General features: G+C 74.9%; 3 protein-coding genes. All 3 read left to right on the plus strand.

Annotation, left to right across the window (positions count from 1 at the left end; translation table 11 throughout):
* Positions 1 to 74 precede the first annotated feature (74 nt).
* Complete coding sequence (locus tag CCN33_RS27950; RefSeq protein ID WP_086696189.1) at positions 75 to 869, plus strand: enoyl-CoA hydratase/isomerase family protein; 795 nt, start codon at positions 75 to 77, stop codon at positions 867 to 869.
* Between the two features lie 69 nt (positions 870 to 938).
* Positions 939 to 2,093 carry a GGDEF domain-containing protein gene (locus CCN33_RS27955; protein WP_086696190.1) on the plus strand — a complete coding sequence of 385 codons (1,155 nt, stop codon included), beginning with the start codon at positions 939 to 941 and terminating at the stop codon, positions 2,091 to 2,093.
* Between the two features lie 64 nt (positions 2,094 to 2,157).
* Positions 2,158 to 3,602: histidine ammonia-lyase (gene hutH / locus CCN33_RS27960; protein ID WP_086696191.1), on the plus strand; the 1,445-nt coding region annotated here is incomplete at its 3' end.

The raw sequence follows: 3,602 nt of genomic DNA on the forward strand, positions 1-3,602 counted from the left end.
GGCTTTGCCGGGGGGCGGGTCTCCTGGGATGATCGGGGGCGGAGTCAGTTAACCCGCGTTAACCGGAGGGCGTCATGGACGAGGAGCGGTACGGGGAGTTCGTGCTGGTGCGGAGGCACGGGCACGTGGCCGAGCTGGTGCTGGACCGGCCGAAGGCCATGAACGCCGTGTCGACGGAGATGGCCCGTTCGCTCGCGGCGGCCTGCGCGGCACTCGGCGCGGACCGGGACGCCCGCGTGGTCGTACTGACGTCCTCCAGTGAACGCGCGTTCTGTGTCGGCGCGGACCTGAAGGAGCGGAACTCGTTCACCGACGCGGACCTCGTCCGCCAGCGCCCGGTCGCGCGCGGGGCGTACACCGGCGTGCTGGAGCTGCCGGTGCCGACCATTGCGGCCGTGCACGGCTTCGCCCTGGGCGGCGGCTTCGAACTGGCGCTGGCGTGCGACCTGATCGTGGCGGACGGGACGGCCGTGGTCGGGCTGCCCGAGGTGTCCGTGGGCGTGATTCCCGGCGGCGGCGGTACGCAGTTGCTGCCGAGGCGCGTCGGTGCGGCCCGCGCGGCCGAACTGATCTTCACCGCGCGCCGGCTGGAGGCTGCGGAGGCGGCCGCCCTCGGGCTGGTCGACCAGCTCACCGAGGCGGGCCGGGACCGTGAGGAGGCGCTCGCCCTGGCCGCGAGGATCGCCAGGAACTCCCCGGTGGGCCTGCGCTCGGCCAAGCGGGCCCTCCGTCTGGGCCAGGGCCTGGACCTGCGGGCCGGTCTGGAGGTCGAGGACGCGGCCTGGCGGGCGACCGCCTTCTCCGGCGACCGCGCCGAGGGCGTCGCCGCCTTCAACGAGAAGCGCGCCCCCGAGTGGCCGGGCGAGTGACCCCGCGGTGACCACCTGATCGCCCGCGCCGATGCCCCTGATGTGCCCATTCGTCCCTAACCTGGGGTGATGGGTGAGGATGATCGGCTCGCTGCCGTGGTGGGGCTGGCGCAGGGGATGGCGGCCGCGCACACCGCGCCGGAGTCCTGGCGGGCGGCGGCGCTCGGTGCCTGCCGGGCGCTGGCCGGGAACTTCGCCGCGCTCTCGGTGTGGGAGCGCGAACGCGGCCGCCTCCGGGTCCTGGTGAACGTCGGCAAGCGCGCCGAGGACGAGGAGGAGTTCCCGGAGGCGGAGGCGTACCCGGTCCACCAGTTCCCGGAGATCACCGAGTTCCTGCACGAGCGCTGGGCCGGGGGCGGCGGCCCCAACGCCTGGGTGGAGACCGCGCAGGGCCCGGCCGCCGGCACCCCCGGCTACATCCACCAGCGGGTCGCCGCCCTGCGCCGCCGGGGGAGGGGCTGCTGCGTGGTCGCGCCCGTGGTGCTGCACGGCCGGGCCTGGGGCGAGCTGTATGTGGCCCGCGCGATGGGGACACCGGTCTTCGACCGGGGCGACGCCGACTTCGCGACCGTACTGGCGGCGGTCGTCGCGGCCGGTCTCGCGCAGACCGAACGGCTGGAGGAGGCCCGCCGCCTCGCCTTCACCGACGCCCTCACCGGCCTGGCCAACCGCCGTGCGGTCGACGTACGCCTGGAGGAGGCGGTGGAGCGGCACCGGGCGGAGGGGGCGGTGGTCAGCCTCGTGGTCTGCGACCTGAACGGGCTGAAGAAGGTCAACGACACCCAGGGGCACGAGGTCGGGGACCGGCTGCTGGAGCGGTTCGGGTCGGTGCTGTCGCTGTGCGGCGCGATGCTGCCGGGCGCGCTCGCGGCGCGGCTCGGCGGCGACGAGTTCTGTCTGCTGGCGCTCGGGCCGTCGGCCGAGGACGTGGTCGGTGCGGCCGTGGAGCTGTGCCGCCGGGCGGGTGCGCTGGAGCTGGGCGAGGGCGTGGCCTGCGGGGTCGCGTCCACCGGGCACGACATCGGCCCGGTGCACGACGCCCGGCGGCTGTTCCGGCTGGCCGACGCCGCGCAGTACCGCGCCAAGGCCGAGCGCGCCGACCTGCCCGTGGTGGCCGGCCGGGAGGGCCCGGACGACCCGGTCGTACGGCTCGCGGACGAGACGCCACCGCCCGCGAAGAACGAGCGCCGCCGCTTCCGGGGCCGCCGCGCCAAGGACCGGTAAGGGGTGCGGGGGCAATCCACTAGTGACACCGTCGCATTCAATGCGTACGCTCCTGAATATGGATATGCACTCTGTGGTGGTGGGGACGACCGGTGTCACCGCGCACGACGTCCTCGCCGTCGCGCGCGCCGGGGCCCGCGTGGAACTGTCGGAGGAGGCCGTGGCCGCGCTCGCCGCGGCCCGCGAGATCGTGGACGCGCTGGCCGCCAAACCCGAGCCGGTCTACGGCGTCTCCACCGGCTTCGGCGCGCTCGCGACCCGGCACATCAGCCCCGAGCTGCGGGCGCAGCTCCAGCGCAACATCGTCCGCTCGCACGCCGCCGGCATGGGCCCGCGCGTCGAGCGGGAGGTCGTCCGGGCGCTGATGTTCCTGCGCCTGAAGACGGTCTGCTCCGGGCACACCGGCGTACGCCCGGAGGTCGCGCAGACCATGGCGGACGTGCTCAACGCCGGGATCACCCCGGTCGTGCACGAGTACGGCTCCCTCGGCTGCTCCGGCGACCTCGCGCCGCTCTCGCACTGCGCGCTGACCCTGATGGGCGAGGGCGACGCCGAGGGTCCCGACGGGGTCGTACGCCCGGCCGGTGAGCTGCTGCGCGAGCACGGCATCGAGCCGGTCGAGCTGCGCGAGAAGGAGGGCCTGGCCCTCCTCAACGGCACGGACGGCATGCTCGGCATGCTGATCATGGCTCTCGCGGACCTCGACTCCCTCTACAAGTCGGCCGACATCACCGCCGCCCTCAGCCTGGAGGGACTGCTCGGCACGGACAAGGTCCTCGCGCCCGAGCTGCACGCCATCCGCCCGCACCCCGGCCAGGCCGCCTCGGCCGCCAACATGCTCGCGGTGCTCAAGGGCTCCCAGCTCACCGGGCACCACCAGGACGACGCGCCCCGCGTCCAGGACGCCTACTCGGTGCGCTGCGCCCCGCAGGTCGCCGGCGCCGGCCGCGACACCCTGGCGCACGCCCGCCTGGTCGCCGAGCGCGAGCTGGCCGCCGCCGTCGACAACCCGGTGGTGCTGCCCGACGGCAGGGTCGAGTCCAACGGCAACTTCCACGGGGCGCCGGTCGCCTACGTCCTGGACTTCCTCGCCATCGCCGCCGCCGACCTCGGCTCCATCGCCGAGCGCCGCACCGACCGGCTGCTGGACAAGAACCGCAGCCACGGCCTGCCGCCGTTCCTCGCCGACGACGCCGGCGTGGACTCCGGCCTGATGATCGCCCAGTACACGCAGGCCGCGCTGGTCAGCGAGCTGAAGCGGCTCGCCGTACCGGCGTCCGCGGACTCCATCCCGTCCTCCGCGATGCAGGAGGACCACGTCTCCATGGGCTGGTCGGCCGCGCGCAAGCTGCGCACCGCCGTGGACAACCTGACGCGGGTCATCGCGGTCGAGCTGTACGCGGCCGCCCGCGCCGTCGAGCTGCGGGAGGGGCTGGAGCCCGCGCCCGCCTCGCGCGCGGTGATCGAGGCCGCGCGGGCCGCCGGGGTGGGCGGTCCGGGCCCGGACCG

The organism is Streptomyces recifensis, assembly GCF_002154615.1.
GTDB classification, from domain to species: Bacteria; Actinomycetota; Actinomycetes; order Streptomycetales; family Streptomycetaceae; genus Streptomyces; species Streptomyces griseoluteus.

Excerpts from the sequence above, each read along its gene's own strand:
- CCN33_RS27950 (WP_086696189.1), top strand. The coding sequence starts at position 75 with ATGGACGAGGAGCGGTACGGGGAGTTCGTGCTGGTGCGGAGGCACGGG.
- CCN33_RS27955 (WP_086696190.1), top strand. The coding sequence starts at position 939 with ATGGGTGAGGATGATCGGCTCGCTGCCGTGGTGGGGCTGGCGCAGGGG.